The organism is Pseudomonas sp. MWU12-2029, assembly GCF_023242425.1.
Taxonomy (GTDB): Bacteria; Pseudomonadota; Gammaproteobacteria; order Pseudomonadales; family Pseudomonadaceae; genus Aquipseudomonas; species Aquipseudomonas kribbensis.
The window spans coordinates 149308-172840 of record NZ_JALJDY010000002.1 but is presented as its reverse complement, the minus strand read 5'-3'; the positions used below and the strand labels follow the sequence as shown (position 1 = coordinate 172840).

Below are 23533 nucleotides of genomic sequence, written 5' to 3'. Positions count from 1 at the left end.
CAAGTCCATAAGTGTCATTCACTCCTTGTCTGACCGTTTTTGAGCGGCAGGCTACAACCCGTAAGGAGCATTCATGCGTCATTACGAAATCATCTTTCTGGTCCACCCTGACCAGAGCGAGCAAGTCGGCGGCATGGTTGAGCGTTACACCAAGCTGATCGAAGAAGACGGCGGCAAAATCCACCGTCTGGAAGACTGGGGCCGTCGTCAACTGGCCTACGCAATCAACAATGTTCACAAGGCTCACTACGTGATGCTGAACGTTGAGTGCACCGGCAAGGCCCTGGCCGAGCTGGAAGACAACTTCCGCTACAACGATGCTGTGATCCGTAACCTGGTCATCCGTCGCGACGAAGCCGTTACCGGCCAGTCCGAGATGCTCAAGGCTGAAGAAAACCGCAGTGAGCGCCGTGAGCGTCGCGAACGTCCTGAGCACGATGGCAGCGCCGATGGCGATGACAGCGATAGCGACAGCGACAACAGCGATAACGCTGACGAGTAATCCACGGACCTTTTAAGGAGCCTATCAAATGGCACGTTTCTTCCGTCGTCGTAAATTCTGCCGCTTCACCGCTGAAGACGTGAAGGAGATCGACTACAAAGATCTCAACACTCTGAAAGCCTACGTATCCGAGACCGGCAAAATCGTTCCAAGCCGCATCACCGGTACCAAAGCTCGTTATCAGCGTCAGCTGGCCACCGCTATCAAGCGCGCCCGCTTCCTGGCCCTGCTGGCCTACACCGACAGCCACGGCCGCTGAGACCGGGTAGTCGACAAGTAAGTAAGGGATCGAATGCATGCGTGCCTTGGCTGAATTCATCATGCGGGGGCGTATGCAGGCCACGCTGGTCGTGGCCGGATCTGCGGCATTGCCGCTGTTGTTCTGGTTGAGTGCCGCTGCAGGTTGCCTTGTGCTCCTGCGGCGCGGTTCGGACGCCTTGAGCGTCCTGGGTGTGGGAGTGTTGTCAGCGTTGGTGAGCTGGCACTACCTCAAAGACCCGACGGCACTGATTGTGCTGCTCGGGGCTTGCGGTCTGGCGCTGGTTTTACGCGCCGAACACACCTGGAATCGCGTGCTGCTGGTCAGCGTGGCCGTGGGATTGTTGATTGCCGTGAGCCTGGGGACCGTTTTCGGTTCCTTCACCGAAGCGCTGGCGCAGACGTTTGAACAAGTCTTGCCGCTGGCGATGGGTGAGGTCTACGAGAAATTCTCGGCAGACCAGAAGGCGATTCTCACGGGATTGGCGGTTCCACTGTCGATCATTTCGACAGCGGTGTCGTTGCAGGTTTTTAGCGTGCTGTGCCTGATTCTTGGGCGCTACTGGCAGGCGTTGTTGTATAACCCCGGCGGTTTCGGTCGCGAGTTTCGCGCCATCCGACTGCCGAAAGGCGTTGCGCTGTCGCTTCTGGCCGTCATGTGTGTGGCACCGTTCTTCGGTCTGCACGCACTGGTTCTGTTGCCGTTGTGCAGTGTGCCGCTGCTCTTCGCCGGTCTGGCCCTGGTTCACGGGCTGGTGGCGCAGAAACGGCTGGCCGGTTTCTGGCTGGTGGGGATATACGTCACGCTCGTGCCTTTCATGCACTTGCTCGGTCCGTTGCTTGTGGTCTTGGCCATTGTCGACAGCCTGATTGATTTTCGCGGTCGTCACGTGTCGAAAGACACCGATAACGCGAACGGTGAAGGTTAAAAGTTAAGAGGATTTCCACATGCAACTGATCCTTCTGGAAAAAATCGCCAACCTGGGCAACCTGGGCGACAAAGTAAACGTTAAGGCCGGTTACGGCCGTAACTACCTGCTGCCTTTCGGCAAAGCCACCGCTGCGACCGCTGCCAACCTGGCTGCGTTCGAAGAGCGTCGCGCTGAGCTGGAAAAAGCCGCTGCCGACCGTAAAGCATCGGCTGAAAGCCGTGCTGCCCAACTGGCCGAGCTGGAAGTGACCATCACTGCCACCGCTGGCGACGAAGGCAAGCTGTTCGGTTCGATCGGTACTCACGACATCGCTGACGCACTGACCGCCTCCGGCGTTGAAGTGGCGAAAAGCGAAGTTCGTCTGCCGAACGGCACCATCCGCAACGTGGGTGAATTCGACGTGGCTGTGCACCTGCACGCCGAAGTTGAAGCCACCGTACGCGTTGTCGTGGTAGCAGCTTAAGCAACACCCTGATCGACTGGCGGCTTGTACGCCAGGCGGTTAACATCGGGCACGATCCTGTTTACAGGTCGTGCCCTTTGTCTTTCTGCAATCCCTGCTTTTCCTGATTAAAAAGTGGCCATGAACGAAATCTCCGCTCCCGAGCAATACGATCTGCAAACCGCCGCGCTGAAGGTGCCGCCGCATTCCATCGAGGCCGAACAGGCTGTGCTCGGTGGTCTGATGCTGGACAACAACGCCTGGGAACGCGTGCTCGATCAAGTCTCCGACGGCGATTTCTACCGGCATGACCACCGTCTGATTTTCCGCGCGATCGCCAAACTGGCCGATCAGAACTCGCCGATCGACGTCGTGACCCTTGCCGAGCAACTGGACAAGGAAGGTCAGACCTCGCAAGTCGGCGGCCTCGGATACCTCGGCGAACTGGCGAAAAACACGCCGTCCGTCGCCAACATCAAGGCCTATGCGCAGATCGTCCGCCAGCGTGCGACGTTGCGTCAGTTGATCGGCATCAGCACCGAAATTGCCGACAGCGCCTTCAACCCTGAAGGTCGCACCGCCGAGGAAATCCTCGACGAAGCCGAACGGCAGATTTTCGCGATTGCCGAGGCCCGGCCAAAAACCGGCGGCCCGGTGGGTGTGAATGACCTGCTGACCAAAGCCATCGACCGCATCGACACCTTGTTCAACACCGCCGACTCGATCACCGGCCTGTCCACCGGCTATACCGACCTCGACGAGAAGACCAGCGGCCTGCAACCGGCCGACTTGATCATTGTCGCGGGCCGTCCGTCGATGGGTAAGACGACTTTCGCGATGAACCTGGTGGAAAACGCCGTGTTGCGCAGCGACAAGGTGGTGCTGGTGTACTCCCTCGAGATGCCAGGCGAATCGCTGATCATGCGTATGCTGTCGTCCCTCGGCCGCATTGACCAGACCAAGGTGCGTTCCGGTCAGCTGGAAGACGACGACTGGCCGCGCCTGACTTCGGCGGTCAATCTGCTCAACGACCGCAAGCTGTTCATCGATGACACCGCCGGCATCAGTCCGTCGGAGATGCGTGCCCGGACCCGGCGTCTGGTGCGCGAGCACGGTGACATCGGCCTGATCATGATCGACTACCTGCAGCTGATGCAGATCCCGGGTTCCAGCGGTGACAACCGGACCAACGAGATTTCCGAGATCTCCCGATCCCTGAAAGCCCTGGCCAAGGAATTCAACTGCCCGGTGGTTGCACTGTCGCAGCTCAACCGCTCCCTGGAACAACGTCCCAACAAGCGCCCGGTGAACTCCGACTTGCGGGAATCCGGAGCGATCGAGCAGGACGCCGACGTGATCATGTTCGTGTACCGGGACGAGGTCTATCACCCGGAAACCGAGCACAAGGGCATCGCCGAAATCATCATCGGCAAACAGCGGAACGGCCCGATCGGCTTTATCCGCCTGGCCTTCATCGGCAAGTACACGCGCTTCGAAAACCTCGCGCCGGGCAGCTATAACTTCGACGACGACGAGTAAGTCCGTCCTCGTCTGACAGCCCCTGATATTTCCGACCACAGCCGTCGGAATTGGTCATTTTTTGTGCTATATTCCGCGCCCGCGATTTTGCACCTCAACACCGGTCATCGACATGCAAGCAGCCAAGCCGTTATTTGACTATCCAAAATACTGGGCCGAATGTTTCGGGCCAGCGCCATTCCTGCCGATGAGCAGGGAGGAGATGGATCAGCTCGGCTGGGATTCCTGCGACATCATCATTGTCACGGGTGATGCCTACGTCGATCACCCGTCGTTCGGCATGGCGATCATCGGCCGGCTGCTGGAGTCGCAAGGCTTCCGCGTCGGGATCATCGCGCAGCCTAACTGGCAGTCCAAAGACGACTTCATGAAGCTCGGCGAGCCGAACCTGTTCTTCGGCGTCGCGGCCGGCAACATGGACTCGATGATCAACCGCTACACCGCGGACAAGAAAATCCGTTCCGACGACGCCTACACCCCGGGTGGCATGGCCGGCAAGCGTCCGGATCGCGCGAGCCTGGTCTACAGCCAGCGCTGCAAGGAAGCCTACAAGCACGTACCGATCGTGCTCGGCGGCATCGAAGCCTCCTTGCGCCGCATCGCCCACTACGACTACTGGCAGGATCGTGTGCGCAATTCGATCCTGATCGACGCCAGCGCCGACATTCTGCTGTACGGCAACGCCGAGCGTGCGATCGTCGAAGTCGCCCAGCGTCTGTCCTACGGTCACAAGATCGAAGACATCACCGATGTGCGCGGCACCGCGTTCATCCGTCGTGACACGCCGGCAGGCTGGTACGAAGTCGATTCCACGCGCATCGACCGTCCGGGCAAGATCGACAAGATCATCAACCCGTACGTAAACACCCAGGACACTCAGGCTTGCGCAATCGAGCAGGAGAAGGGCCCGGTTGATGACCCGGAAGAAGCCAAGGTCGTGCAGATCCTGGCCAGCCCGAAAATGACCCGCGACAAGACCGTGATCCGCCTGCCGTCGATGGAAAAGGTGCGTAACGACCCGGTCCTGTACGCCCACGCCAACCGCGTGCTGCACCTGGAAACCAACCCGGGCAACGCCCGTGCGCTGGTGCAGAAGCATGGCGAGATCGACGTCTGGTTCAACCCGCCGCCGATTCCGATGACCACTGAAGAAATGGACTACGTGTTCGGCATGCCTTACGCACGTGTTCCGCATCCTGCGTACGGCAAGGAAAAGATCCCGGCCTACGACATGATCCGCTTTTCGGTGAACATCATGCGGGGCTGCTTCGGCGGCTGCACCTTCTGCTCGATCACCGAGCACGAAGGCCGGATCATCCAGAACCGTTCCGAAGAGTCGATCATTCGCGAAATCGAAGAGATCCGCGACAAGGTCCCAGGCTTTACCGGTGTCATTTCCGACCTCGGCGGCCCGACCGCGAACATGTACCGCATCGCCTGCAAGAGCCCGGAAATCGAATCCGCGTGCCGCAAGCCGTCCTGCGTGTTCCCGGGCATCTGCCCGAACCTGAACACCGACCACTCGTCGCTGATTCAGCTGTACCGCAGCGCCCGTGCCTTGCCGGGTGTGAAGAAGATCCTGATCGCCTCCGGCCTGCGTTACGACCTCGCGGTCGAGTCGCCGGAGTACGTCAAGGAACTGGTGACCCACCACGTCGGCGGTTACCTGAAGATCGCCCCGGAACACACCGAGGAAGGTCCGCTCAACCAGATGATGAAACCGGGGATCGGCACCTACGATCGCTTCAAGCGCATGTTCGAGAAGTACACCAAGGAAGCGGGGAAAGAGCAGTACCTGATTCCGTACTTCATCGCCGCGCACCCGGGCACCACCGACGAAGACATGATGAACCTGGCCCTGTGGCTCAAGGGCAACGGCTTCCGGGCCGACCAGGTGCAGGCGTTCTATCCGTCGCCGATGGCCACCGCCACCGCGATGTACCACTCGGGCAAGAACCCGCTGCGCAAGGTCACCTACAAGAGCGACGGCGTGACCATCGTCAAGAGCGAGGAGCAGCGTCGTCTGCACAAGGCGTTCCTGCGTTATCACGACCCGAAAGGCTGGCCGATGCTGCGTGAAGCGCTGATCCGCATGGGCCGCGCCGACCTGATCGGGCCGGGCAAGCACCAGTTGATCCCGACGCATCAGCCGGCCACCGACAGCTACCAGAGTGCCCGTCGCAAGAACTCGACGCCGGCCGGCAGCCATAAAGTGGCGAAGGACGTAAAAGAGAAGACCACCAAGATCCTCACCCAGCACAACGGTCTGCCACCGCGCGCCAGCGACGGCGGCAATCCGTGGGACAAGCGTGAACAGGCCAAGGCCGCGGCATTCGCCCGCAACCAGCAGGCCGCCAAGGAGCGCAAGGAAGCGGCGAAAGGCAAAGGGCCGAAGCCGGCACGCAAGCCGGTCGTACCGCGCTGAAACGCACTTGAGTGAACAGAACGCCAACCTTCGGGTTGGCGTTTTGCGTTGTGCCTCGCAACATTTGCGTGCAACTGTGCCAAACCAATTCACCGCATCGCCCGATTTTGGTGCTGTACTGCCCTGAGCATTCCGGGAAAGCGCCGAGGTCTCTGCATGGCATAAGTCTTGCGCGCTTTCGAATACGCTTGGGCTCGCAGGAGGCACGCCGTGTCGATTCATGTCGCATTGCATCACGTCACGCATTACCGCTACGACCGCGCTGTCGAGCTCGGCCCGCAGATCGTGCGCCTGCGCCCGGCTGCCCACAGCCGCACGCGGATTCTGTCTTATTCGCTGAAAGTCTCGCCCGAGCAGCACTTCATCAACTGGCAGCAGGACCCCCAGGGCAACTACCTCGCCCGACTGGTATTCCCCGAGAAAACCGCCGAACTGCGGATCGAGGTCGACCTGCTGGCCGAGATGGCGGTGTTCAATCCGTTCGATTTTTTCCTCGAGCCTTACGCCGAAAAAATCCCCTTCGCCTACGCCGCCGATGAACGCAAGGAGCTGGCGCCGTACCTCGAAACCCTGCCGCTGACGCCTAAATTCAAGGCCTATCTGGACGCCATCGACCGCACGCCGCTGCCGGCGGTGGATTTTCTGGTGGCGCTCAACCAGCGCCTGAGCGAAGACATCAATTACCTGATCCGCATGGAGCCGGGCGTACAGACCCCGGAGCACACGCTTGAACAAGTCTCCGGCTCCTGCCGCGATTCGGCATGGCTGCTGGTGCAACTGCTGCGCAACCTCGGGCTGGCAGCGCGTTTCGTCTCCGGTTACCTGATTCAACTGACCGCCGATGTGAAAAGCCTCGACGGCCCGTCCGGCACCGAAGTGGACTTCACCGATCTGCACGCGTGGTGCGAGGTTTATCTGCCGGGTGCCGGTTGGATCGGGCTCGACGCGACCTCCGGACTGTTCGCCGGTGAAGGGCATATTCCGTTGGCCTGCAGTCCCGATCCGTCCTCGGCGGCGCCGATCAGTGGTCTGGTGGAGCCCTGCGAGTGCGAGTTCAGCCACGAAATGTCGGTGGAGCGGATCTGGGAAGCGCCACGGGTGACCAAGCCCTACACCGATGAACAGTGGCTGGCGATCCAGGCCCTTGGCCGGCAGATCGATGCCGACCTGCTGGAAGGTGACGTGCGCCTGACCATGGGCGGCGAACCGACATTCGTGTCCATCGACGACCCCGACGGCGCCGAATGGAACACCGCCGCGCTGGGCCCGGACAAGCGCCGACTCTCTGCGGAACTGTTCCAGCGCATGCGCAAGAACTACGCGCCAAAAGGGCTGGTGCATTTCGGCCAGGGTAAGTGGTATCCGGGCGAGCAACTGCCACGCTGGTCGCTGAATTGTTACTGGCGCCGCGACGGTGTGCCGATCTGGCACAACAGCGCGCTGATCGCCGACGAGCAGCAGGATTACGGCGCCACGGGTGAACTGGCCGGACGTTTTCTGGCCAGCGTCGCCGAGCGCCTGAAACTGCCGACACGTTTCGTATTCCCGGCCTACGAGGACAATTTCTACTACCTCTGGCGCGAGGGCGCGTTGCCGAGCAACGTCAGCGCCGAAGACGCGCGACTGGAAGAGCCGCTGGAACGTGCGCGGCTGCGCAAGGTGTTCAGTCAGGGGTTGGACAAGGTCATCGGTCAGGTACTGCCGCTGGCACGCACCGCCAAGGGCGATCAGTGGCAGAGCGGGCGCTGGTATCTGCGGGACGAGCACTGCCGGCTGGTGCCGGGAGATTCGCCGCTCGGTTATCGCCTGCCGTTGGGTTCTCAGCCCTGGGTGAAGGCGGCAGAGTATCCGTTCATTCATCCGAACGATCCGAATCAGGAGTTCCCCGAACTGCCCGACACCGATCAACTCAACCACCACGATGCGGCTGCTGCGGACGAACGGGTGCCAAAGATCGACGAGTCCGCCGACTGGCTGACCCGCACCGCGCTCTGCGCCGAGGCCCGGGAAGGCCGCATGTATCTGTTTATGCCGCCGCTGGAGCGGGTCGAGGATTATCTGGAGCTGGTGGCCGCCATCGAAGCCACCGCCGAGGAACTGCACTGTCCGGTGTTGCTGGAAGGTTACGAGCCGCCGAGCGATCCGCGTCTGAGCAACTTCCGCATTACCCCGGATCCCGGCGTGATCGAGGTCAATGTCCAGCCGTCCGCGACGTGGGACGAGTTGGTCGAACGCACTGAGTTTCTTTATGAAGAGGCGCGCCAGACCCGACTGTCCACCGAGAAGTTCATGATCGACGGACGCCACACCGGCACCGGTGGCGGCAACCATTTCGTGCTCGGCGGGGCGACACCGGCGGACTCTCCGTTCCTGCGTCGCCCGGATCTGCTGCGCAGCCTGATCAGCTACTGGCACAACCATCCTTCGCTGTCCTACCTGTTTTCCGGTCTGTTCATCGGCCCGACTTCTCAGGCTCCGCGCGTCGATGAAGCGCGCAACGATGCGCTGTATGAGCTGGAAATCGCCTTCGCGCAAATGCCGGCACCGGGAGAAGAATGCCCGCCATGGCGGGTGGATCGCTTGCTGCGCAATTTGCTGATCGACGTCACCGGCAACACCCACCGCGCCGAGTTCTGCATCGACAAGCTGTATTCACCGGATGGCGCCACCGGGCGCCTCGGTCTGCTGGAGTTGCGAGCGTTCGAAATGCCGCCCCATGCGCGCATGAGCCTGGCCCAGCAGTTGTTGCTGCGGGCGCTGGTGGCGCGATTCTGGCGCGAGCCTTATGCGCCGCCGAAACTGGCGCGCTGGGGCACCGAGTTGCACGACCGTTTCCTGCTGCCGCATTTCATCGAGCAGGACTTTGCCGACGTCATCGTCCAGCTCAACAATGCCGGTTATCCGCTGCGTGCCGAATGGTTTGCGGCGCATCTGGAGTTTCGCTTTCCCAAGGTCGGCGATTACGCCGTCAACGGCATCGAGCTGGAACTGCGTCAGGCCCTTGAACCCTGGCATGTGCTGGGCGAGGAGGGCACGGCGGGCGGTACGGTGCGCTACGTCGACTCATCGCTGGAGCGTTTGCAGGTCAAACTCACAGGGTTGCCGCCGCAGCGTTATCTGCTGACCTGCAATGGCATCCCGGTGCCGCTGCAACCGACCGGGCGGGTGGGCGAGTTTGTCGCGGGTGTGCGTTTCCGTGCCTGGCAACCGGCCAACTGTCTGCAACCGACGATCCCGGTGCACGCGCCGCTCGTGTTCGACTTGCTCGACACCTGGATGCAGCGCTCGCTGGGCGGCTGCCAGTACCACGTCGCCCATCCGGGCGGGCGCAATTACGAGACATTGCCGGTCAACGCCAACGAAGCGGAGAGCCGGCGCATGGCGCGTTTCTTCCGCATCGGACACACGCCGGGAAAACTTCCGATACCGAACCTGACAATCTCCGACGAGCTACCGATGACTCTCGATTTACGACGTTTCTAAGTCGTACGCGACGCCCGGATTTTTCGTATATCCGGGCGTCATGTGCCTGCGTTAGTCTGACCGTTCCTTGCCGGCTGCCGAGCTTTCCATGCCTGACCTGCTTGACCGCTACCCGCTGACGGCGGGCACTTACCACGAACTGCTCGACGCTGGCGGGGCGGTGCGTCCGCACTGGCAGCGACTGTTCGACCAATTGCAGCGCAGCACCCCGGCGCAACTGGTGCAGCGTCAGGCGCTGCTGACCCGGCAGATTCAGGAAAACGGTGTCACCTACAACGTCTATGCCGACCCCAAGGGTGCGGATCGTCCGTGGGAGCTGGATCTGCTGCCCCATGTGATCGCCGCCGACGAGTGGCAACAACTGTCGGCCGGGATCGCCCAGCGTGCGCGGTTGCTCAATGCGGTGCTGGCGGATCTGTACGGGCCGCAGCGGCTGATCAGCGAAGGGCTGCTGCCGGCGGAGCTGGTGTTCGGTCACAACAACTTTCTCTGGCCCTGTCAGGGCATTGCGCCCCCGGACGGGGCCTTTCTGCATCTGTATGCCGTGGATCTGGCGCGCACGCCGGACGGCCGCTGGTGGGTGACGGCGGATCGTACCCAGGCGCCTTCCGGTGCCGGCTATGCGCTGGAAAACCGTACCATCGTGTCCCGAGCCTTCCCCGAGTTGTACCGGGATCTGAAGGTGCAGCATCTGGCCGGTTTCTTCCGCACTTTGCAGGAAACCCTGGCCCGTCAGGCCCCCTGCGACGATGACGCGCCGCTGGTGGTGTTGCTGACCCCGGGACGTTTCAACGAAAGCTATTTCGAACATCTATATCTCGCTCGCCAGCTCGGTTACCCGCTGGTGGAGGGCGGTGACCTGACGGTGCGTGATGCCACGGTCTACCTGAAAACCCTCAGCGGCCTGCGTCGGGTCCACGCGATCATGCGCCGGCTCGACGATGACTTCTGCGATCCGCTGGAGCTGCGCACGGATTCGGCGCTGGGCGTTCCCGGATTGCTGGAGGCCGTGCGTCAGGGCCGGGTGCTGGTGGCCAATGCGCTGGGCAGCGGCGTGCTCGAGTCGCCGGGGCTGCTGGGCTTTTTGCCGAAGATCAATCAATACCTGTTCGGTGAAGAACTGATCCTGCCTTCCATCGCCACCTGGTGGTGCGGCGAGGCGCCGGTGCTGGCCCAGGCGTTGGAGAAACTGCCGGAGTTGCTGATCAAACCGGCCTTTCCGTCGCAGAGCTTCGCCCCCGTTTTCGGGCGTGATCTGAGTGAAAAACAGCGCCAGAGCCTCGCCGAACGCATGCAGGCCCGGCCTTACGCCTACGTGGCGCAAGAACTCGCGCAACTGTCCCACGCGCCGATCTGGCAACCCGAGGACGGCCAGTTACAGCCGCGAGCCATCGGCATGCGCATGTATGCGGTGGCCAGTCATGACGGTTATCGGGTGTTGCCCGGCGGCCTGACCCGGGTGGCGGCCGAGGCCGATGCCGAAGTGGTATCGATGCAGCGCGGTGGTGCGAGCAAGGACACCTGGGTGCTGGGCGACCGACCGCCAAGCGGCGAACAATGGAAGACCCAGCGCAATATCGGCGTACACGATCTGGTGCGCCGCGATCCGTACCTGCCGTCGCGGGTGGTGGAAAACCTGTTCTGGTTCGGCCGTTACTGCGAGCGCTGCGACGACAGCGCGCGGCTGTTGCGTATCATGCTGGCGCGCTACGTCGACGGTGATGACCCGCAGGCCCTGCAGGCTGCCGTGGCGCTCGGCGAGCGGCTGATGCTGCTGCCGGACGAAGGCGATCTGCCAGAGCGCTTGCTCGCAGCGTTGCTCGGCGAGGACTGGTCGTTCAGCTTGCGTTCCAACCTGCAACGCTTGCAGTGGGCGGCGTCGCAGGTGCGCGGAAAGCTCTCGCGGGAGAACTGGCAGGCGCTGGTGGAGTTGCAGCGCGAGGCGACGGAGCTGGACACCGACGAGCCGGATTTCGGCGAGCTGCTGGATTTTCTCAACCGGTTGGTGATGTCGCTGGCGGCGCTGTCCGGGTTTGCGCTCGACGACATGACCCGCGACGAAGGCTGGCGCTTCCTGATGATCGGCCGGCGCATCGAACGCCTGCAGTTTCTCAGCAGCAGTCTCGCCGGTTTCCTGCGTGGCGCCGGGGCGTTCGATCAGGCCGGGCTGGAATGGTTGCTTGAGCTGGGCAACAGCAGTATCACCTATCGCTCGCGTTATCTGGCGGTGGCGCAGTTGATCCCGGTGCTCGACCTGTTGCTGCTGGACGAGCAGAACCCCCATGCGGTGTTGTTCCAGTTGAAACTGGTGACGCGCACCCTAAAGCGTCTGAACGATGATTTCGGTGTGCCGAGGGAGGCCGGGTTGCCGCAACTGGTCGAGCGTCTGGCGCGCTTCGATCTGGGGTGCCTGGAAAACCCATTGTTCGGCGAATCCAGCGTGCGTGCCGCGCTCGACGGGCTGGCGGATCTGCTGCAAGACATCGCCGACGCCAGCGGCCAGGTCTCCGATCGTCTGGCCCTGCGCCATTTCGCCCATGTCGATGATGTCAGCCAGCGCACGGTGTCCGTCTGATGAATGCCCATTACCAGATCCTTCACGACACCTGCTATCACTACGACAGCCCGGTCTCGCTGGCACAGCAGCTGGCGCACCTGTGGCCCCGTGAGTGCGCCTGGCAGCGCTGCACCGAACGGCAATTGTTGATCAGTCCGGAACCGACCACGCGTCGTGACGAGCAGGACGTGTTCGGCAATCCGCTGACGCGCCTGGCGTTCGAACGGCCTCATGATGAATTGCAGGTCAACGCACGTCTGACGGTCGAGGTGCTGGCGCGGCCGGCGCTGGATTTCAATCTGTCCCCGGCCTGGGAGCTGACGCGAAATGCGCTGACCTACAGCAGTCAGCCGTTGTCCGCTGAGCTTCTGGAGGCGTGTCGTTACCGGTTTCAGTCACCCTACGTTCACTTGAAGCGCAGCTTCGTCGAGTTCTCCGAAAGCTGTTTTCCACCCGGGCGGCCGCTGCTGCTGGGCGTGCAGGCGTTGATGGAAAAGATCTTCGACGAATTCACCTTCGATGCCGAGGCGACGCAGGTCGCGACGCCGCTGGTCGAGGTGCTGGAGCGGCGGCGCGGGGTGTGTCAGGACTTCGCCCATCTGATGCTGGCCTGCGTGCGTTCCCGGGGATTAGCGGCGCGCTACATCAGCGGCTATTTGCTGACACGGCCGCCACCGGGGCAACCGCGATTGATCGGCGCCGATGCGTCCCATGCCTGGGTTTCAGTGTTTTGTCCGGTGCTTGGCTGGGTGGATTTCGATCCGACCAACAATGTGCAACCGGCACTGGAGCACATCACCCTGGCCTGGGGCCGGGATTTCTCTGATGTGTCGCCGTTGCGCGGGGTGATTCTGGGAGGGGGGAACCATGATCCCGAGGTCCGGGTCACGGTGATGCCACTGAATGAGTGACGAAGAACACGGCAGGAGCGGAGAAATCCGGTCCTGCCGGTTTTGCGTTCAGTGGTCCTGCGGTATTGCTCAGGCCTCGGGTGCCTGGTCTTTCGGTGCTTCAACATCATCATCGGTCGCCACTTCACCGTCAGGGTTCAGTGCCGCTTCTTCAGCCATCTGTTTCTTGCGCTGAAGCTTTTCCTCTTTCTTCTGTTCCTTGGCCAGGTCACGTTGACGCTTGGCGAAGGAGTAATTGGGTTTGGCCATGGGCGATCCTCTGGGGTCGAAGGTGAGGTTGAGCGGCGCGTATTCTGCCCTGTATCGGTGCCCGTGGGTTAACCGGGTTTCTGGTCGACCCACTTTGGCGTGACGGTCGGCTGCCATTGGTCGAGGGCATCGAGCAGCGATTGCGGCGATTCACTCACTTGCAGCATGTCACGGTGCGGTGCGCGAACGAAGCCTTCGCCGACGATGTGATCGAGAAATGCCGTGAGTTTGCTGTAGAAACCGTTCACTTCCAGCAGGCCCAGCGGCTTGCCGTGATAACCGAGCTGGCCCCAGGTCCAGACTTCGAACAGTTCTTCCAGGGTGCCGAGGCCGCCGGGCAGGGCGATGAACGCATCGCTGAGTTCGGCCATGCGTGCCTTGCGGGCGTGCATGCCGTCGACCACTTCCAGGCGGGTCAGGCTTTTGTGACCGATTTCCTTGTCCATCAGGCTCTGCGGAATGATGCCGATCACTTCGCCGCCGGCGGCCAGTGCGGCGTCCGCGACAATCCCCATCAAACCCACGGCGCCACCGCCGTAGACCAGCTTCAGCTTGCGCTCGGCAATGGCGGTGCCGAGGGCGATGGCGGCTTCGGTGTACGCCGGGGTGGTGCCGGCGTTGGCACCGCAAAATACACAAACGGATGTGAGAGACATGCCTTCCTCCTGGGTCAATCCGTCACAGGGTAATGGCTGGCACGCCTCGATCCAAGGGCTAGACTTCGCGTTTCGGGGTTTCACAGGTGCCGCTGGCGCCACAGGCGTAGGCGGCGAGCAGACTGCACAACAGGCTGTTGAAGAACATGACTGATGCTCCAGTTGAGTTGAGCCCTGAAGATACGTCCCGGCCAAACGTCTGGCTGTTAGATTGTTTCGATGAGTGTCATAGCCTGAAAGTTGTATACAATTTTTGACTCAAGTCATAGGAACTTGCGAAGATTTCAGGCAGTCTTTCCACCATTCGTGTTTTTGTTAACCCTGCCTTGGAGATTCACCATGTTTTCCAAAGTTGTTGCGGTATCCCTGCTGGCGCTGGCCAGCAGCCAATTGATGGCTGCCGAGTGCAAAACCACCGTCGACTCCACCGACCAGATGTCCTTCAACACCAAGGAGATCGTGATCGACAAGAGCTGCAAGACCTTTACCGTCGAACTGACCCACTCCGGCAGCCTGCCGAAGAACGTCATGGGCCACAACCTGGTGGTCAGCAAGACCGCTGACATGCAGCCGATCGCCACCGACGGCCTGGCCGCCGGCATCGACAAAAACTACCTGAAGGACGGTGACGAGCGCGTTATCGCCCACACCAAGATCATCGGCGCCGGCGAAAAAGACTCGCTGACCATCGATGTATCGAAACTGGCTGCCGGCACCGATTACGGCTTCTTCTGCTCGTTCCCTGGCCACATCTCGATGATGAAAGGCACAGTGGTTGTGAAGTAAGAAAACCGCAGTCCAAAAAAAAAGCGTCCCGAGGGACGCTTTTTTTATGCCCTGGATTCAAGGCGCAAACGGCATGACCCGCTTGTGATGGGTCTTTTTGTAGGTGTTGACGATGATGTCGAACGCTTCCTGACGCACTGGCTCGCCGTGCAGGAAAGCGTCGATCTCGGCGTAGGTCACGCCGTGGGACGCTTCATCCGGCTTGCCCGGCGACAGATCTTCCAGATCCGCCGTCGGCACTTTTTCCACCAGCGATTCCGGTGCGCCGAAGCTGCGGGCGATGGCCCGGACCTGGTTTTTCACCAGACCGCTCAGTGGTGCCAGATCGCAGGCGCCGTCACCGAACTTGGTGAAGAAACCCATCACCGCTTCCGCCGCGTGGTCGGTGCCGATCACCAGGCCATGAGCCGCGCCGGCGATGGTGTACTGGGCGACCATGCGCATCCGCGCCTTGGTGTTGCCGAGCACGAAATCCACCGACACCGCGTGCTTGCCTTCGAAGGCTGCGACTTCGCTGGCCAGGGATTTCACCGCCGGGCCGATGTTGACGGTGTGGCGCTCGTCCGGGGCGATGAAATCCACCGAGGCCTGGGCGTCGTGTTCGTCGAACTGCACGTCGTACGGCAGGCGCACGGCGATGAACTTGTAGGCCTCGTCACCGGTGCGCTCGCGCAGTTCACGCATGGCGCGCTGGGCCAGCAGGCCTGCGGTCAGCGAGTCGACACCGCCGCTGATACCCAGCACCAGGGTCTTGAGCCCGGAACTGGTCAGGCAGTCCTGGATGAAGGTGATGCGTCGGGCGACTTCCGCTTCGAGGGCCAGGTAATCGGCGAACGGCGGCTGAACGTTGAGCTGTTCAGCAATCTCACGCTGTACGGCTTGCATGAATTCACTCCTTGCTAGAAAGGCTGGAAACGGCAGGAACCTGGAAAACGTGTCGCAAATAGGCGACGAAATTCGGGTCTTTGCAGTGGGTCTTGCCCGGCTCGTCGGAGATCTTCGCCACCGGTTGGCCGTTGCAGGCGGTCATTTTAAGCACGATGCTCATCGGTTCGACACCCGGAATGTCACAGGTGAGGTTGGTGCCGATACCGAAGCTGACATTGATCCGGCCCCGCAGCGCCCGGAAGATCTCCAGCGACTTGGGCAGCGTCAGGCTGTCGGAGAACACCAGGGTCTTGCTCATCGGGTCGATACCGAGCTTGTGATAGTGAGCGATGCATTTTTCGCCCCACTGCACGGGATCTCCGGAATCATGGCGCAGACCGTCGAACAGCTTGGCGAAGAACAGATCGAAATCGCCGAGGAACGCGTCGGTGGTGATGCAGTCGGTCAGGGCGATCCCCAGCAGGCCGCGGTACTCGCGGACCCAGCAATCGAGGGCGGCAATCTGGCTGTCGATCAGTCGCGGGCCGAGTTGCTGGTGCGCCATGATCCATTCGTGAGCCATGGTACCCAGGGGTTTCATATCCAGCTCGCGGGACAGGTGCACGTTGCTGGTGCCGACGAAACGTCCGGGGAAGTCGTGCTTGAGCACGTTCACCACTTCTTCCTGCACGCGGTAGGAAAACCTGCGGCGCGTGCCGAAATCGGCGACCTGCAACTGCGACAACTCTTCGGCCGAGGCGTTGGCGGTCAGCCAGTCGAACTTGCGGTACAGCTGCTCGCGGGCCTGTTCCAGCACGGTTTCGCGGTAGCGATAGCGGTTGCGCACTTCGCTGACGATCGCCAGCAGCGGCACTTCGAACAGAATCACATGCAGCCACGGCCCGCGCAGGCGGATGAACAGCTCGCCGTTCTCGATGCCGGTGTGCAGATAACGCAGGTTGAAGCGGAACAGACCGAGGAATCGCAGAAAGTCAGGTTTGAGGAAGCTGATGCGCTCGAGGAAACTCAACTGATCGGCGCTCAGGCTCAACTCGGCCAGACGCTCGACCTGGAAGCGGATCTCCGCCAGATACGGGCGCAGATCTTCACTGTTACGGCAACGGAACTCCCATTCGACTTCGACGTTGGGGTAGTTGTGCAGCACCGCCTGCATCATCGTCAGTTTGTAGAAGTCGGTGTCGAGCAGGTTCTGCACGATGCGATCGGCAAACACACTCTCGCTCATAACGGGGTCTCCAGGCGGGCCGCGCGTTGGCGCGGTATCAATCAATGGCGCTAGTGGCGCATATCCGGGGTGTGGATTGCCAGCGATTTTTATCCCGGCGCCGCCCCTCAGACCGCGTCAGGACTGTCGATCTGCTCCAGCATCCACTTCACGAAATCCCGCACCTTGGGCACTTCCGCCGCATGTTCCGGGTAAGCCAGGTAATACGCATCAGTGCTGGGCATTGCATGCTGCCAGGGAATGACCAGTTTGCCGTCGGCCAATTCCTCTTCCACCAGAAACCTCGGCAGCAGCGCTACGCCGCAGCCGACCTGCGCCGCGCGTATGCACATATAAAAGGTTTCGAAACGCGGGCCGTGGTAGCTGTGCTCGGTCTGATGGCCCTGGCTGTCGAACCAGTCGTGCCACGCTTGCGGGCGCGAAGCATTCTGCAGCAGCACCAGATCGGCGAGTTGCGTTGGATCAGTCAACGGAGTGTCCGGCAGACTGCTCGGTGCGCAGACCGGCACCAGCTCTTCGCCGAACAACTTCAGGCATTCGGTGCCGGGGCGTGAACCCTGGCCGAAATAGAACGCCAGGTCGCTGCGCCCTTGCAGCAAGTCATCGGCTTCCTGTTCGTTGCACAGGTCCAGATGAATCGACGGATGACGCAGGCGCCAGCCCTTGAGGCGCGGCACCAGCCAGCGCGCGCCGAAGGTCGAGGGCGTGGAGACTCGCAGGACTTCAGTCTCGCCGCCGTAGGAACGCAGGTAATGGGTCGACATCTCGACCTGGGTCAGGATTTTTCTGACTTCCACCAGGTACAGATCGCCGGCCGGGGTCATCTGCAAACGGCGGCGTACCCGACGGAACAACAAGTGCTGCAGCAATTCTTCGAGCTGCGCCACCTGCTTGCTGACGGCGCTCTGAGTCAGGTTCAGTTCCTCGGCGGCCCGGGTGAAACTCAGGTGCCGGGTCACGGCCTCGAAGCACTGCAGCGCGGTGATCGACGGCAAGTGGCGTTTGTTCAGCATGGGCGATCCTTTTCTTGTCTTTCTGCGCAGCATGAATAAACGGAATGATATCTCGCGTAAAGGTCGTTTGTTGCATGGCCTTCCTGAAGCTACAACTAAAGGCCTGCCCGGTCGTGAAAACGCGACCGCACACATTCAGTTTTTTGCTTGAGGAGTGACCCATGGTTGCCGCATTGCTTGATCGTCTTGGTGTGAACCCGGCCCTGTACCAGAACGGCAAAGTGCCGGTGCATTCGCCCATCGACGGCAGCCGCATCGGCGCCGTGAACTGGGAAGGCCCGGCCGAAGTCGAGCAGCACATCAGTCGCGCAGATCATGCGTTCGAACAATGGCGCAAGGTGCCGGCCCCCCGTCGCGGCGAACTGGTGCGTCAGTTCGGCGAAGTCCTGCGGGAATACAAGACCGACCTCGGCGAGCTGGTGTCGTGGGAAGCCGGCAAGATCACCCAGGAAGGCCTCGGTGAAGTGCAGGAGATGATCGACATCTGCGACTTCGCCGTCGGCCTGTCCCGTCAGCTGTACGGCCTGACCATCGCCTCCGAGCGCCCGGGCCACCACATGCGTGAAACCTGGCACCCGCTGGGCGTGGTCGGCGTGATCAGTGCGTTCAACTTCCCGGTCGCGGTGTGGGCGTGGAACACCACGCTGGCGCTGGTCTGCGGCAACCCGGTGGTGTGGAAACCGTCGGAAAAGACTCCGCTGACCGCACTGGCCTGTCAGGCGCTGTTCGAGCGCGTACTGAAGAATTTCAGCGATGCCCCGGCGCATCTGAGCCAGGTGATCATCGGTGGCCGCGATGCTGGCGAAGCGCTGGTGGATGATCCGCGTGTCGCACTGATCAGCGCTACCGGCAGCACCCGCATGGGCCGCGAAGTGGCGCCGAAAGTCGCCGCACGCTTCGCTCGCAGCATCCTTGAACTGGGCGGCAACAACGCAATGATCCTCGGCCCGAGCGCCGATCTGGACATGGCCGTGCGCGCCATTCTGTTCAGCGCCGTCGGCACTGCCGGTCAGCGTTGTACCACGCTGCGTCGCTTGATCGCCCATGAATCGGTGAAAGAAGAAATCGTCACCCGCCTCAAAGCCGCTTACTCCAAAGTCCGCATCGGTCACCCGCTGGAAGGCAACCTGATCGGCCCGCTGATCGACAAGCACAGCTTTGAAAATATGCAGGATGCGCTGGAGCAGGCGCTGAGCGAGGGCGGCCGGGTGTTCGGCGGCAAGCGCCAACTGGAAGACCAGTTCCCCAACGCCTACTACGTGTCGCCGGCCATCGTTGAAATGCCGGAGCAGAGCGACGTGGTGTGCAGCGAAACCTTCGCACCGATCCTGTACGTGGTCGGCTACAACGATTTCGATGAGGCGCTGCGCTTGAACAACGCCGTGCCGCAAGGCCTGTCGTCGTGCATCTTCACCACCGATGTGCGCGAGGCCGAGAAATTCATGTCGGCAGTCGGCAGCGACTGCGGTATCGCCAACGTCAACATCGGTCCGAGTGGCGCGGAAATCGGCGGTGCGTTCGGTGGCGAGAAAGAAACGGGTGGCGGTCGTGAGTCGGGTTCTGATGCGTGGCGCGCGTACATGCGCCGCCAGACCAACACCGTGAACTACTCGCTGGAGTTGCCGCTGGCGCAGGGCATTACGTTCGACTGATCCCTTCGGTCAAGTGGAGATCCCCTTGTGGGAGCGTGTTTGCCTGCGAAAGCGGTGGTTCAGTCGACATTAATGTTGGCTGAAACGCCGCTTTCGTCGGCGCGTCGTCCGGAGCAGGCTCGCTCCCACATTGTTGAACTGTGTGTTTGTTAGGTTTCTGTTGGAGTCTGGCAATGCCGTTACGCGAAGAATGTCTGTGGGAAAAACTCACGCCGCAACGACCGGATAACACGGCGCTCAGGGGCGAGGTCAAAGTCGATGTCTGCGTGATCGGCGCCGGGTTTACCGGGTTGTCGGCGGCGCTGCATCTGTTGGAGAAAGGCAAAAGCGTCTGCGTGCTTGAAGCCCATCGCGCCGGGCAGGGTGGCTCCGGGCGCAATGTCGGACTGGTCAACGCCGGGATGTGGATCCCGCCGGACGAGATCGAGGCAGGCTTCGGTGAAGCGGTCGGCAGCCAGCTCAACCGCATGCTCGGTGCGGCGCCGGCGCTGGTGTTCAGCCTTGTGGATAAATACAACATCGATTGCCAGTTGCGTCGCGAAGGCACCCTGCACATGGCGCACAACGCCAAGGGCGAGGCGGATCTGCGCAGTCGCGAAGAACAATGGAAGCGCCGCGGTGCGCCGGTCGAACTGCTGACCGGCAAGGCCTGTGAACAGGCGACCGGTACGCAAAAGATTGCCGCCGCGCTGCTCGACCGACGTGCCGGCACGCTCAATCCGATGGCGTATGTCACAGGGCTGGCGAAAGCCGTGTCTGGGCTCGGCGGGCAGATGTTCGATCATTCACCGGTCACGCGCCTTGAACGTCAGGGCCAGCAATGGTCGGTGCAGACCGGGCAGGGTTCGGTGCTTGCCGAGCAAGTGGTGATCGCCTCCAACGCCTACACCGAAGGCGACTGGACCGAACTCAAGCGCAACTTCTTCCCCGGTTACTACTATCAGGTCGCTTCGGTGCCGCTCACCGAAGACGCAGCCCAGGAAATCCTCCCGGGCGGGCAGGGCTCGTGGGATACCCGCCAGGTGCTGAGCAGCATCCGCCGCGACAAGGACGGGCGACTCTTGCTGGGCAGCCTCGGCAACGGTAATCAGAAACCGACCTGGTTCCTCAAGGCCTGGGCCGACCGGGTGCAGCAGCATTACTTCCCCAACCTCAAGCCCGTCGAATGGGAATGCACCTGGACCGGGCGCATCGCGTTCACCCCCGATCACTTGATGCGCCTGTTCGAGCCGGCGCCGGGACTGGTGGCCGTCACCGGTTACAACGGTCGTGGCGTGACCACCGGCACCGTGGTCGGCAAAGCCTTCGCCGACTACCTGTGTAACGGAAATCCTCAGGCGTTGCCGATTCCCTTTGCACCGATGCAGCCCCTGGCGGGCGTGGGCTTGCGCAGTTGCCTGTACGAAGCCGGGTTCTCGCTGTATCACGCGGGCCAGTGCCTGCGCATCGTTATTTGAATGTTGAAAATTGTTGCGTAACGCGGCGCTTTTGCGCGTAGCGACTAGCCTGTAATGGTGCGGGTTGTAGCAGTCCCGCACCAGCAGTGTGCAGTTCGGTGACGCGGGCTGTTACAGGCTGGTTGCACGTCGTTTGGCGCCGCGGTTGCAATGATGGCGCGTGCGGGTTGCGCCTGAAAAAACAAATGGTTTCACCTTCCGCGGTTTAGACGGTTGCACGCCCAATGAAAATGGGAACGAAACAGTCGAAATAACAAGAAAGCAGCGACTTTTTGAAGAATAAAAAACCGATGGCACGGCCCTTGCTCTGAGCATTCCAGTGAAGTCGCAGTGCCAACTAAAAAAAACCTTGGAGCACCACCTCATGTCCCAGACGTTTTACAAGAAAGGCTTTCTGGCCCTCGCAGTGGCTACTGCGCTGGGTGTTTCTGCGTTTGCACAAGCTGATGTGAAAATCGGTGTGGCGGGCCCCATGACTGGCGCCAACGCGGCATTTGGCGAGCAGTACATGAAGGGGGCACAAGCGGCGGCCGATGCGGTCAACGCGGCGGGCGGCGTCAACGGGGAGAAAATCGTCCTGGTCAAAGGCGATGACGCCTGCGAACCGAAACAGGCGGTGACGGTCGCCAAGGACCTCACCAACCAGAAAGTCGCCGGTGTGGTCGGCCACTTCTGCTCGTCCTCCACCATTCCTGCGTCGGAGATCTACGACGAAGCCGGCATCATCGCGATCACCCCGGGTTCCACCAACCCGCAGGTGACCGAGCGCGGCCTGAGCGCCATGTTCCGTATGTGCGGCCGTGACGACCAGCAAGGCATCGTCGCCGGCGACTACATCGTCGACGTGCTCAAGGGCAAGAAAGTGGCCGTGCTGCACGACAAGGACACCTACGGTCAGGGCCTGGCCGATGCGACCAAGGCACAGCTGGAAAAACGTGGCGTGAAGCCGGTGCTGTACGAAGGCCTGACCCGTGGCGAGAAAGACTTCAGCGCCGTGGTCACCAAGATCCGCGCGGCCGGTGCCGACGTGGTCTACTTCGGCGGCCTGCACCCGGAAGCCGGTCCACTGGTCAAGCAACTGCGTACCGAAGGCCTGAAAGACGTGAAGTTCATGTCTGACGACGGCATCGTGACTGACGAACTGGTGACCACCGCCGGCGGCCCGCAATACGTCGACGGCGTGCTGATGACCTTCGGCGCCGACCCGCGCCTGCTGCCGGAAAGCAAGACTGTGGTCGAGCAGTTCCGCAAATCCGGCACCGAGCCTGAAGGCTACACCCTGTACGCCTACGCCTCGATCCAGGCCCTGGCCGCCGGCTTCAACGGCGCCAAGTCCAACAAGGGCGAAGACGCTGCCAAATGGCTGAAAGCCAACCCTGTGAAAACCGTGATGGGCGAGAAGACCTGGGACGCCAAGGGCGACCTGAAAGTCTCCGACTACGTGGTCTACCAGTGGGACGCGACCGGCAAATATCACCAGCTGGAAAAGCAGAAGTAAGGGCTGACGCGATCGGCTGACCTCCGCAGAACTTCTGTGGGGGCAGTCCGGTCGTGGCTGACACTGCTCCGACGTAAATCTGTATTTTTCCTAGAAGAACCGCGCGCCCCCGGGTGTGCAGGTTCTCACTGCGTGAGATTGCGTTATGGATGGTATTTTCCTGCAGCAACTGGTCAACGGCCTGACCCTCGGGTCGGTCTATGGCCTGATCGCCATCGGCTACACAATGGTCTACGGCATCATCGGCATGATCAACTTCGCCCACGGCGAGGTTTACATGATTTCCGCTTACCTCGCGGCAATCAGTCTGGCTCTGCTGGCTTACTTCGGTATCGAATCCTTCCCGCTGCTGATGCTCGGCACACTGGTCTTCACCATCGTCGTCACGGGGGTGTATGGCTGGGTCATCGAACGCATCGCCTACAAACCACTGCGCAACTCCACCCGACTGGCTCCGCTGATCAGCGCCATCGGTATCTCCCTGATCCTGCAAAACTATGCCCAGATCAGCCAGGGCGCCCGCCAACAGGGTGTTCCGACGCTGCTTACCGGCGCCTGGCGCATCGACGTCGGCTCGGGCTTCGTCCAGCTGACCTACACCAAGATCTTCATTCTCGTCGCGGCGTTCGTCGGAATGGGCCTGCTGACCTATGTGATCAAGTACACCAAGCTCGGCCGCATGTGCCGCGCGACCCAGCAAGACCGCAAGATGGCCTCGATCCTGGGGATCAACACCGACCGGGTGATTTCCTATGTGTTCATCATCGGTGCAGCGATGGCGGCCCTGGCCGGCGTGCTGATCACCATGAACTACGGCACGTTCGACTTCTACGCAGGCTTCGTCATCGGCATCAAGGCGTTCACCGCCGCGGTGCTCGGCGGGATCGGCTCGCTGCCTGGCGCCATGTTGGGCGGGATCATCCTCGGGATCTCCGAGTCGCTGTTCTCGGGCCTGGTCAACTCCGACTACAAAGACGTGTTCAGCTTCTCGCTGCTCGTACTTGTTCTGGTCTTCCGGCCTCAGGGCCTGCTGGGCCGTCCTCTTGTGTCGAAGGTGTAA

20 protein-coding genes are annotated in these 23533 nt (G+C 61.5%); 15 read left to right on the top strand and 5 right to left on the bottom strand.

The genetic code is table 11. From position 1 onward, the window contains the following. Window positions 1–73 precede the first annotated feature (73 nt). The 9 genes from rpsF to M5B44_RS05720 all read left to right on the top strand — a co-directional run bounded on the left by rpsF (window position 74) and on the right by M5B44_RS05720 (window position 13049). Window positions 74–502 carry a 30S ribosomal protein S6 gene (rpsF, locus tag M5B44_RS05760; protein ID WP_007950702.1) on the top strand — a complete coding sequence of 143 codons (429 nt, stop codon included), beginning with the start codon at window positions 74–76 and terminating at the stop codon, window positions 500–502. A gap of 28 nt (window positions 503–530) precedes the next feature. After that, window positions 531–761, top strand: coding sequence for a 30S ribosomal protein S18 (gene rpsR, locus M5B44_RS05755; RefSeq protein WP_002551829.1), 231 nt, complete (start codon window positions 531–533; stop codon window positions 759–761). Between the two features lie 37 nt (window positions 762–798). Beyond that, window positions 799–1689, top strand: a complete 891-nt coding sequence (locus M5B44_RS05750) for a hypothetical protein (protein WP_248738520.1) — start codon at window positions 799–801, stop codon at window positions 1687–1689. Between the two features lie 19 nt (window positions 1690–1708). Further along, the gene (rplI, locus tag M5B44_RS05745; protein ID WP_003186385.1) at window positions 1709–2155 is read left to right on the top strand and encodes a 50S ribosomal protein L9; all 447 of its coding nucleotides are present in this window, start codon (window positions 1709–1711) and stop codon (window positions 2153–2155) included. Between the two features lie 120 nt (window positions 2156–2275). Beyond that, window positions 2276–3673 carry a replicative DNA helicase gene (gene dnaB, locus M5B44_RS05740; RefSeq protein WP_085711165.1) on the top strand — a complete coding sequence of 466 codons (1398 nt, stop codon included), beginning with the start codon at window positions 2276–2278 and terminating at the stop codon, window positions 3671–3673. A gap of 112 nt (window positions 3674–3785) precedes the next feature. Next, window positions 3786–6098, top strand: coding sequence for a YgiQ family radical SAM protein (locus M5B44_RS05735; RefSeq protein WP_085711167.1), 2313 nt, complete (start codon window positions 3786–3788; stop codon window positions 6096–6098). Between the two features lie 210 nt (window positions 6099–6308). After that, the gene (locus M5B44_RS05730) at window positions 6309–9581 is read left to right on the top strand and encodes a DUF2126 domain-containing protein (protein ID WP_248738519.1); all 3273 of its coding nucleotides are present in this window, start codon (window positions 6309–6311) and stop codon (window positions 9579–9581) included. Window positions 9582–9669: 88 nt separating this feature from the next. Beyond that, entirely contained in the window at window positions 9670–12156 is a 2487-nt protein-coding gene (locus M5B44_RS05725; RefSeq protein WP_248738518.1) for a circularly permuted type 2 ATP-grasp protein, read from the top strand. Then, window positions 12156–13049, top strand: coding sequence for a transglutaminase family protein (locus M5B44_RS05720; RefSeq protein ID WP_248738517.1), 894 nt, complete (start codon window positions 12156–12158; stop codon window positions 13047–13049). Before M5B44_RS05725 ends, M5B44_RS05720 begins: the two co-directional genes overlap by 1 nt. Window positions 13050–13118: 69 nt before the next feature. On the opposite strand, the gene M5B44_RS05715 is transcribed toward M5B44_RS05720, so the two are convergent. Both M5B44_RS05715 and M5B44_RS05710 read right to left on the bottom strand, forming a co-directional pair. Beyond that, window positions 13119–13298: a hypothetical protein gene (locus M5B44_RS05715; protein ID WP_085701299.1), complete on the bottom strand. Its 180-nt coding sequence runs from the start codon at window positions 13296–13298 to the stop codon at window positions 13119–13121. A gap of 68 nt (window positions 13299–13366) precedes the next feature. Then, window positions 13367–13954, bottom strand: coding sequence for a TIGR00730 family Rossman fold protein (locus M5B44_RS05710; RefSeq protein ID WP_085711171.1), 588 nt, complete (start codon window positions 13952–13954; stop codon window positions 13367–13369). 339 nt (window positions 13955–14293) lie between these two features. Between M5B44_RS05710 and azu the strand changes: the two genes are divergently transcribed. Next, on the top strand, window positions 14294–14740 hold the full coding sequence (azu, locus tag M5B44_RS05705) for an azurin (protein WP_065258792.1): 447 nt from the start codon (window positions 14294–14296) through the stop codon (window positions 14738–14740). Between the two features lie 57 nt (window positions 14741–14797). Here azu and nadE read toward each other — a convergent pair whose 3' ends face one another. The 3 genes from nadE to M5B44_RS05690 form a co-directional block, all read right to left on the bottom strand. After that, entirely contained in the window at window positions 14798–15625 is an 828-nt protein-coding gene (nadE, locus tag M5B44_RS05700) for an ammonia-dependent NAD(+) synthetase (protein ID WP_248738516.1), read from the bottom strand. Between the two features lie 4 nt (window positions 15626–15629). Beyond that, complete coding sequence (gene pncB, locus M5B44_RS05695; RefSeq protein ID WP_085685119.1) at window positions 15630–16853, bottom strand: nicotinate phosphoribosyltransferase; 1224 nt, start codon at window positions 16851–16853, stop codon at window positions 15630–15632. A 107-nt stretch (window positions 16854–16960) separates the two neighbouring features. Next, complete coding sequence (locus tag M5B44_RS05690) at window positions 16961–17866, bottom strand: LysR family transcriptional regulator (protein WP_248738515.1); 906 nt, start codon at window positions 17864–17866, stop codon at window positions 16961–16963. Here M5B44_RS05690 and M5B44_RS05685 point away from each other — a divergent pair. The 5 genes from M5B44_RS05685 to M5B44_RS05665 all read left to right on the top strand — a co-directional run bounded on the left by M5B44_RS05685 (window position 17865) and on the right by M5B44_RS05665 (window position 23533). Continuing rightward, window positions 17865–18017, top strand: a complete 153-nt coding sequence (locus M5B44_RS05685) for a hypothetical protein (protein ID WP_170931610.1) — start codon at window positions 17865–17867, stop codon at window positions 18015–18017. The genes M5B44_RS05690 and M5B44_RS05685 overlap by 2 nt on opposite strands. Window positions 18018–18027: 10 nt before the next feature. After that, the gene (locus M5B44_RS05680; protein WP_248738514.1) at window positions 18028–19518 is read left to right on the top strand and encodes an aldehyde dehydrogenase family protein; all 1491 of its coding nucleotides are present in this window, start codon (window positions 18028–18030) and stop codon (window positions 19516–19518) included. 173 nt (window positions 19519–19691) lie between these two features. Continuing rightward, entirely contained in the window at window positions 19692–20975 is a 1284-nt protein-coding gene (locus M5B44_RS05675; RefSeq protein WP_248738513.1) for an NAD(P)/FAD-dependent oxidoreductase, read from the top strand. A gap of 364 nt (window positions 20976–21339) precedes the next feature. Beyond that, window positions 21340–22473, top strand: a complete 1134-nt coding sequence (locus tag M5B44_RS05670; RefSeq protein WP_248738512.1) for a branched-chain amino acid ABC transporter substrate-binding protein — start codon at window positions 21340–21342, stop codon at window positions 22471–22473. Between the two features lie 145 nt (window positions 22474–22618). Further along, entirely contained in the window at window positions 22619–23533 is a 915-nt protein-coding gene (locus M5B44_RS05665) for an ABC transporter permease subunit (protein WP_007950661.1), read from the top strand.

Excerpts from the sequence above, each read along its gene's own strand:
- dnaB (WP_085711165.1), top strand. The coding sequence starts at position 2,276 with ATGAACGAAATCTCCGCTCCCGAGCAATACGATCTGCAAACCGCCGCG.
- pncB (WP_085685119.1), bottom strand. The coding sequence starts at position 16,853 with ATGAGCGAGAGTGTGTTTGCCGATCGCATCGTGCAGAACCTGCTCGAC.
- M5B44_RS05685 (WP_170931610.1), top strand. The coding sequence starts at position 17,865 with ATGGGCGATCCTTTTCTTGTCTTTCTGCGCAGCATGAATAAACGGAAT.
- M5B44_RS05665 (WP_007950661.1), top strand. The coding sequence starts at position 22,619 with ATGGATGGTATTTTCCTGCAGCAACTGGTCAACGGCCTGACCCTCGGG.
- M5B44_RS05715 (WP_085701299.1), bottom strand. The coding sequence starts at position 13,298 with ATGGCCAAACCCAATTACTCCTTCGCCAAGCGTCAACGTGACCTGGCC.
- rplI (WP_003186385.1), top strand. The coding sequence starts at position 1,709 with ATGCAACTGATCCTTCTGGAAAAAATCGCCAACCTGGGCAACCTGGGC.
- azu (WP_065258792.1), top strand. The coding sequence starts at position 14,294 with ATGTTTTCCAAAGTTGTTGCGGTATCCCTGCTGGCGCTGGCCAGCAGC.
- M5B44_RS05725 (WP_248738518.1), top strand. The coding sequence starts at position 9,670 with ATGCCTGACCTGCTTGACCGCTACCCGCTGACGGCGGGCACTTACCAC.
- M5B44_RS05670 (WP_248738512.1), top strand. The coding sequence starts at position 21,340 with ATGTCCCAGACGTTTTACAAGAAAGGCTTTCTGGCCCTCGCAGTGGCT.
- M5B44_RS05750 (WP_248738520.1), top strand. The coding sequence starts at position 799 with ATGCGTGCCTTGGCTGAATTCATCATGCGGGGGCGTATGCAGGCCACG.
- rpsF (WP_007950702.1), top strand. The coding sequence starts at position 74 with ATGCGTCATTACGAAATCATCTTTCTGGTCCACCCTGACCAGAGCGAG.
- rpsR (WP_002551829.1), top strand. The coding sequence starts at position 531 with ATGGCACGTTTCTTCCGTCGTCGTAAATTCTGCCGCTTCACCGCTGAA.
- M5B44_RS05720 (WP_248738517.1), top strand. The coding sequence starts at position 12,156 with ATGAATGCCCATTACCAGATCCTTCACGACACCTGCTATCACTACGAC.
- M5B44_RS05710 (WP_085711171.1), bottom strand. The coding sequence starts at position 13,954 with ATGTCTCTCACATCCGTTTGTGTATTTTGCGGTGCCAACGCCGGCACC.
- M5B44_RS05675 (WP_248738513.1), top strand. The coding sequence starts at position 19,692 with ATGCCGTTACGCGAAGAATGTCTGTGGGAAAAACTCACGCCGCAACGA.
- M5B44_RS05690 (WP_248738515.1), bottom strand. The coding sequence starts at position 17,866 with ATGCTGAACAAACGCCACTTGCCGTCGATCACCGCGCTGCAGTGCTTC.
- M5B44_RS05735 (WP_085711167.1), top strand. The coding sequence starts at position 3,786 with ATGCAAGCAGCCAAGCCGTTATTTGACTATCCAAAATACTGGGCCGAA.
- M5B44_RS05680 (WP_248738514.1), top strand. The coding sequence starts at position 18,028 with ATGGTTGCCGCATTGCTTGATCGTCTTGGTGTGAACCCGGCCCTGTAC.
- nadE (WP_248738516.1), bottom strand. The coding sequence starts at position 15,625 with ATGCAAGCCGTACAGCGTGAGATTGCTGAACAGCTCAACGTTCAGCCG.